This window comes from Amycolatopsis sp. NPDC003676, from assembly GCF_053587275.1.
In genome coordinates, this window is the sequence record NZ_JBSFNS010000042.1 from 60309 (window position 1) to 67177 (window position 6869).

Below are 6869 nucleotides of genomic sequence, written 5' to 3' on the forward strand. Positions count from 1 at the left end.
TCGGTCAAACGCCGCGCCTGATGGACGCCTACCAGGGAGGACTACTCCCAACGAGGGGATAAACGCGAAAACTCTTCACATGTGCCCTACCCGTCGGTAGCGTGCGCTGGGTCACCCTGGGGAATCCTTCGTGGACGGAGTGCGGCATGCGACGACGCATCCCAATCCTGGCCGCGGGCGCGGTAGCCGTGCTCACGGCCGGGTTAGTGCAGATCGGGACCGCGGCACCGGCTTCCGCCGCGTTGCCCGGCAACGACTATTGCGCTGGCCAGTGCAACGACATCCTGCCGCCGGGCGAGAACGGCAGCGCGACGCTCGCCGAAATCCTCGCCAACAAGGCGTTCGGCACACAGCCCGGGCACGCGGACGACCAGCTCGGCAAATACGCCGACCTGGCGGGCGGGTACAAGACGCTGACGACCGACACCATCGGCAAGTTCTTCAACGACTCGTCCTTCGGCGTGCCCGCCGACCAGGTCGCGAGCACGCTGAAACCGCGCGACGACGTGACGATCACGCGCGACAAGGCCACCGGCGTCCCGCACATCCAGGGCACGACGCGGTCCGGCACCGAGTACGGCGCGGGATACGCCGCGGCGCAGGACCGCTTGTGGCTCATGGACATCATGCGCCGGGTCGGGCGCGGCCAGCTGACGTCGTACGCCGGCGGCGCGGAAGCGAACCGCGAGCTGGAGCAGTCTTTCTTCGCCTCCGCGCCCTACACCGAGGACGAGCTGCAGCAGCAGATCGACGCGGTGGCGGCGAGCGGTCCGCGCGGCCAGCAGGGGCTCGCCGACGCGAAGGCGTACATCGAGGGCATCAACAAATACATCACTGATTCGCACAACGGCCGGTACTTCCCTGGCGAGTACGTGCTCACCGGGCACGTCGACGCGATCACCAACGCTGGCACCATCGAACCGTTCAAGCTCACTGACCTCGTCGTGCTGGCCTCGGTGGTCGGCGCGCAGTTCGGCGCCGGTGGTGGCGGCGAGGTGCAGAACGCGGTCGCGAAGCTGGCGCTGCAGGAGAAGTACGGCGTCGAGCAGGGCGAAAAGGTGTGGCAGAGCCTGCGTGCCGAGGACGATCCCGAGGCCGTGAAGACCCTGCACGACGGGCAGAATTTCCCGTACGGCAACACCCCGGCGAATCCGCAGGGCGCCGCGCTGCCGGACAAGGGCTCGGTGACGAACCAGCAGCTCGTGTTCGACCAGACCGGTTCGGCTGCCGCCGCGCAACCGAAGATCAAGGTTTCCGCGCCGAAGGACCAGGAATCCGCTCGCGGCATGTTCGACAACGGCGTGCTGCCGGGCAACATGCTCAAGGAAAAGCACGGCATGTCCAACGCGCTGCTCGTGTCCGGCGCGAAGACCGCCAGCGGGCATCCGGTCGCCGTGTTCGGTCCGCAGACCGGGTACTTCGCACCGCAACTGTTGCTGCTGCAGGAAATCCAGGGTCCGGGCATCAGCGCGCGGGGCGCGTCGTTCGCCGGGCTCAGCATGTACGTGCTGCTCGGGCGCGGCCAGGACTACTCGTGGAGCGCGACGACCGCCGCGCAGGACATCATCGACACCTACGCGCTGCCGCTGTGCGACCCGAGCGGCAAACCGGCCACAAAGGACTCGAACTACTACCTGTACCAGGGCAAATGCCTCCCGATGGACACCGTGGAGCGCAAGAACGCCTGGTCGCCGACGGTCGCGGACGGCACCGCCGCCGGGTCCTACACGCTGCGCAGCTACCGCACGAAGTACGGCCCGGTGACCTCGCGGGCGACGGTGGACGGGAAGCCGGTGGCGTACTCGTCGCTGCGGTCCTCGTACTTCCACGAGGTGGATTCGCTGATCGGGTTCCAGGAGTTCAACGACCCGGGCTACGTGAAGTCGGCCGCGGACTTCCAGCGCGCCGCGAACGACGTCAACTTCACCTTCAACTGGTTCTACGCCGATTCGAAGGACATCGCGTACTTCAACTCCGGCGCGAACCCGGTGCGCAATTCCACTGTGGACCCGATGATGCCCGCGTGGGGCGATCGCGGCTTCGACTGGAAGGGCTGGAACCCGGCGGGCAACAAGGCCGATTACACGCCCGCGGCGCAGCATCCGCAGTCGGTGAACCAGGACTACTACATCAGCTGGAACAACGCGCAGTCCGACGGCTACGCGTCCGGCGGTGCGGACAAGTCCGCCGTGCACCGCGCCGATCTGCTCGACGCGCGGGTCAAGGGCCTGCTTTCCAGCGGTACCAAGGTGACCCGGGTGAACCTGACCCAGGCGATGGCGGACGCGGCGCTGGCCGACCTGCGGGCGGAGAAGGTGCTGCCGTTGCTGCTGCAGGTGCTCGACAAGGCCCCGCTCACCGGTGCCGCCGCGGATGCCGAGGCGAAGCTGAAGACGTGGATGGAGCACGGACACCAGCGCGTCGAATCCAGCCCGGGAAGCAAGACCTACAACGACGCCGACGCGATCCGGATCATGGACGCGTGGTGGCCGCTGCTGATCACCGGCGAGTTCAAGCCGTCGCTGGGCGACGACGCGTTCGGCGCGATGACGAACGTGCTGCAGATCAACGAAAGCCCGTCCGGATTCCAGAACGAGACGCCGGGCAAGCACGTCGGGCAGCCGCACCAGGGTTCGGCGTACCAGCACGGCTGGTGGGGTTACGCGAGCAAGGATCTCCGCACGGTGCTCGGACAGCCGGTCGCGGGCCCGCTGGGCGCGAAGTTCTGCGGCGGCGGCGACCTGACCGCGTGCCGGCAGACGCTGGTCGACTCGCTGACCACGGCCGCCGGACAGCCGGCGAACACCGTGTACCCCGGCGACGGCGACTGCTCGGCGGGCGACCAGTGGTGCGCGGACTCGATCATCCAGCGTCCGCTGGGCGGCATCGCACACGGCAAGATCAGCACGCAGAACCGGCCGACGTTCCAGCAGGTCGTCGAATACCCCGCGCACCGCGGCGACAACGTCTCGAACCTCGCGGCGGGCAAGCCGGTGAACGCCTCCAGCGCGGAAACCGGCTTCTACAACTCGCCCGCTTCGAACGCGGTCGACGGCAACGCCGGTACGCGCTGGGCGAGCGACTGGAGCGACAACCAGTCGATCACCGTGGATCTGGGCTCAGTGCAGCAGGTTTCGCGGGCGGTGCTGTCGTGGGAGAAGGCATACGGGAAGGGGTACAAGATCCAGCTGTCCACGGACGGCACCGACTGGCACGACGCGGCCGCGGTGACGGACGGGAACGGCGGGGTGGACAACGTCTCGTTCGCGCCTTCGGACGCACGGTTCGTTCGGATGCAAGGGGTCTCGCGCGGGACTAAGTACGGGTATTCGCTGTATGAGTTCGAGGTTTACGCGCACTGAGCTCTGTTGCTACTGATGTGATGACGAGGACCGCTCCGGCCAGCATGATCGGCCGGAGCGGTTCTTTCGCGCGTGGCGTCTCCCATGTTGTGGAACGACTGACCACCTGGTGATATTCGTCGCCTGCCGTTCAGCCGGTCGCGAAGTTACCGTGTCCGCATGGACGACTGGACTCCGCGGACCCGCGCGATCGCGGCGGGTCGGCCGCACGGCCCTGGTGAGCCGCTGACCACGCCGATCGTTGCGACGAGCACGTTCGAGGCCGGCGGCGACGCGGTGTACGCGCGTTCCGACGGCACGGCGACCTGGGCTGCCTTCGAGGAGGTCGTCGGGTCGCTTGAGGGTGGCACGGCGGTCGCCTACGCATCGGGCGTCGCCACGTTGTCCGCGGTGCTGGATTCGTTGCCGGTCGGGTCGACGGCCGCGGTTCCGTCGTTCAGTTACGCCGTCACGCGCGGAGCGTTGAAGCACGCGCAGCAAATTGGTCGCCTCACGGTCACCGAATTGGAGCCGACGGACACTCAAGCCTGGCTCGACTGCGACGCCGATCTGTTGTGGCTCGAATCGCCGACTAACCCGACGCTCGACGTGATGGACATCGAGACCATCGCGCGCGGCACAAGGGGCCGCGTAGTCGTCGACAACACCTTCGCGACTTCGCTGCATCAGCAACCACTGTCGCTCGGCGCGGACATCGTCGTGCACAGCGCTACGAAACTTATTGGCGGACACAGCGATCTTCTGCTCGGCGTCGCGGTCGCAGCCGAGCAGAACATTGTGGACGAGCTTCGTGCGGCGCGGACTCGGGTCGGCGCGACACCGGGTGCGCTCGAAACGTGGCTTGCGTTACGCGGTTTGCGGACGCTTCCGGTGCGGCTCGCCGAGCAAACCCGTACCGCCGAACTGCTGGTGTCCCGGTTGGCGGAACACCCGGCGGTAACAAAGGTGCGCTACCCCGGTTTCGGGATGATGGTGGCGTTCGAGGTCGACGGCGCCGACGCGGCCGACAAGGTGTGCGCGAGCGTCCGGTTGATCCGTCCGGCGACGAGCCTCGGCGGGGTAGAAAGCCTGATGGAACGGCGTGCGTGGCTTCCCGGCGAGGAACGCGTGCCGCCGGGGCTCATCCGGTTTTCCGTCGGATTGGAGGACCCGGAGGACCTGTGGCGGGATTTGCTGACCGCACTCGGCTGATTTCCGCCATTTATTAACGAGGGCTGTGCGGGTTGCCTCGCAACTGTTACGGTATGGGCACGACAAGCCGGATTCCCGGCAATCAGGCGAAATCATCGCCGCCGAGAAGGCGTTCGTTACGCCTTTCTCTCGTGTCATTAATCACCAGCTAAAGGGTTACCCCTATGGGCTGAATCTTCGGCAGGATCAGCGAGCGCGGTGGGGGTCATCGCGCTTTTCCTCAGAGGGGTAATCATCTTGAAGAAGACCCTGGGCAGACTCGCGGGCGCTGTGCTCGCGGGCGCCCTGATCAGCCTTGCCGTCGTGCCTGCCGCGAACGCTGAGGAGGGCCCGGCGGCGACCGCCTCGGCCCCGGCCAGCGCGACGGAGACCGTTCCGGACAAGCCGACCGAGACCGGTAAGCCCACCGAGACCGGCAAGCCGACCGAAACCAGCACGCCGACGGAGACGGGCAAGCCGACCGAGACCGGTAAGCCGACGGAGACGGGCAAGCCGACCGAGACCGGCAAGCCGACCGAAACCGGCAAGCCGACCGAGACGAGCAAGCCGACCGAGACCAGCAAGCCGGAAGAGCCCCCGTACGAGGACAACGTCGCCTACGGCGTCGACCTCGACGGCAACGGAGGCTTCTTCGTGATCGCGTGCGCCGCCGGCGAGCCGACCAACGTGCACTCCAATGACTTCGACCTCGTCGAGGGCCCAGTCCAGTTCGAGGACGACGGCCGTTACTGGGGCTGGACGGTCACCCGTCACGAGGGCGTCTCCTTCGACAAGGGCACCGTCTACGCGAGCTGGACTTGCGCGGGCAAGCCGACTGACGGCGGGCACGTTCCCCCGGCGGGCGGCGCGGGTGCGGGTTCCGCTGGCACCACCGGCGGCCACGGCGACTCGCAGGTGAAGTACGCGCCGAAGCACGGCGTCGAGACCGGCTTCGGGGGCATGGCCGCCTGATGTCCAGGAAGTTCGGGCAGGGTGCCGCCGTCGCGGGCGCCCTGCTCCTCTCCCTCTCGCTGAGCGCGTGCGGCTCGGACGCCCCGGCGGCTCCGGCCGCGCAGGCCCCGGCCAGTTCGGCGGTCCCGGTGACCAAGCCGTTCGCCGGGCTGCGGCCGACGTCGGTCGAGATCCCGAAGATCGGCGCGAAGTCGACGCTGATCACCGTCCTTCCCAACAAGGAGGGGCAGATCTCGGTTCCGTCGGTGAAGAACCCGATGCAGGCCGCGTGGTACCGGCTTTCTCCGGTGCCGGGCGAAGTGGGTCCGGCGATCGTGCTCGGGCACGTCGACGGCGACCACAAGCCGGGGATCTTCTACAAGCTCAAGGACGTGAACCCGGGCGACGAGGTCGACGTCGAACGCAGCGACGGCAAGAAGCTGAAGTTCGTCGTGGACCGCAAGGAACAGGTCCCCAAGGACACGTTCCCGACGCAGGCCGTCTTCGGCAACACGGACAAGCCGCAGCTGCGCATCATCACCTGCGGCGGCGTGTTCGACCACGCCGAGCACAGCTACAAGGACAACATCGTGGTGTACGCGAACCTGGTGTCCTGACTCAGGTCAGCAGCGGAGTGAGCAGCGTGCGCTGGTCCTTCGGCACGTATTCCGCGTAGTTGTCATACAGCGCTTGCCGCGCCAGCCGCGCCGCCGACTCTCCGTCGGCGGCGCGGATCGCGTTCAGCACCTCTTCGTGATGCCGCAGCCACGAGCGCATCAGCGTGCCGCGGTCGTTGGCGTGGCTGAGTTTGTCCTCGATCAATTCCAGGACCACCCCGCGGACCACTTCGCCGCTGACCACCAGCAGCGGATTCCGTGACACTTGCGCAATCACGTCATGGAATGCGACGTCCGCACGACTGAATTCGGCGTATCCGTCCGCGGTCGCCATTCCTTCCAGTGCGGTGTCGAGCGCGGTCAAATCCTCGGCGGTGCGCAGTTCCGCGGCCAGCAGGTGCGACGAGCCGTCCAGCACCATCCGGAATTGCAGCAGTTCCGCCAGTCCGACGTGTTCCGCCCGGGCCAGCCGGTGCATCGACCGGTGCAGCGCGCCCGGCGACGCGGCCAGCACCTCGGGCCCGCGCGGATCGCCTGGTCGCGACCGGATCAGTTCAGCGGCCTGCAGCACCCGCAGCGCCTCGCGCACGGTCGAGCGGCCGACGCCGAACTGCGTCATCAGCTCCCGTTCTCCGGGCAGCCGTTCGCCGGGTTTGAGGCGGCCGCTGACCACGGCCTCCTCGATCTGCTCGACGATCCGCTCGTAGGCGCGGACCGGAGCCACCGGTTCGAACTTCATCTTGACCTCGGTGTCTGCCGGATGCGAGTC

At 67.4% G+C, this 6869-nt stretch carries 5 protein-coding genes; 4 read left to right on the forward strand and 1 reads right to left on the reverse strand.

From position 1 onward, the window contains the following. Window positions 1-146: 146 nt before the first annotated feature. The 4 genes from ACWDNU_RS24170 (at window position 147) to ACWDNU_RS24185 (ending at window position 6100) form a co-directional block, all read left to right on the forward strand. A complete protein-coding gene (locus tag ACWDNU_RS24170; RefSeq protein ID WP_449670555.1) occupies window positions 147-3362 on the forward strand; it encodes a penicillin acylase family protein in 3216 nt (1071 codons plus the stop codon). Window positions 3363-3521: 159 nt separating this feature from the next. Beyond that, window positions 3522-4553, forward strand: a complete 1032-nt coding sequence (locus tag ACWDNU_RS24175; protein WP_449670556.1) for a trans-sulfuration enzyme family protein — start codon at window positions 3522-3524, stop codon at window positions 4551-4553. Between the two features lie 237 nt (window positions 4554-4790). Further along, window positions 4791-5504, forward strand: coding sequence for a hypothetical protein (locus tag ACWDNU_RS24180; protein ID WP_370932701.1), 714 nt, complete (start codon window positions 4791-4793; stop codon window positions 5502-5504). Further along, window positions 5504-6100 carry a class F sortase gene (locus ACWDNU_RS24185; protein WP_370932700.1) on the forward strand — a complete coding sequence of 199 codons (597 nt, stop codon included), beginning with the start codon at window positions 5504-5506 and terminating at the stop codon, window positions 6098-6100. The genes ACWDNU_RS24180 and ACWDNU_RS24185 overlap by 1 nt, the downstream gene beginning before the upstream one ends. A gap of 1 nt (window position 6101) precedes the next feature. Here the strand turns inward: ACWDNU_RS24185 and ACWDNU_RS24190 are convergent, their stop codons facing one another. Continuing rightward, window positions 6102-6839, reverse strand: a complete 738-nt coding sequence (locus ACWDNU_RS24190) for a FadR/GntR family transcriptional regulator (RefSeq protein ID WP_370932699.1) — start codon at window positions 6837-6839, stop codon at window positions 6102-6104. Window positions 6840-6869 lie beyond the last annotated feature (30 nt).

Coding starts and splice junctions, on each gene's coding strand:
- ACWDNU_RS24175 (WP_449670556.1), top strand. CDS start 3,522: ATGGACGACTGGACTCCGCGGACCCGCGCGATCGCGGCGGGTCGGCCG.
- ACWDNU_RS24170 (WP_449670555.1), top strand. CDS start 147: ATGCGACGACGCATCCCAATCCTGGCCGCGGGCGCGGTAGCCGTGCTC.
- ACWDNU_RS24185 (WP_370932700.1), top strand. CDS start 5,504: ATGTCCAGGAAGTTCGGGCAGGGTGCCGCCGTCGCGGGCGCCCTGCTC.
- ACWDNU_RS24190 (WP_370932699.1), bottom strand. CDS start 6,839: ATGAAGTTCGAACCGGTGGCTCCGGTCCGCGCCTACGAGCGGATCGTC.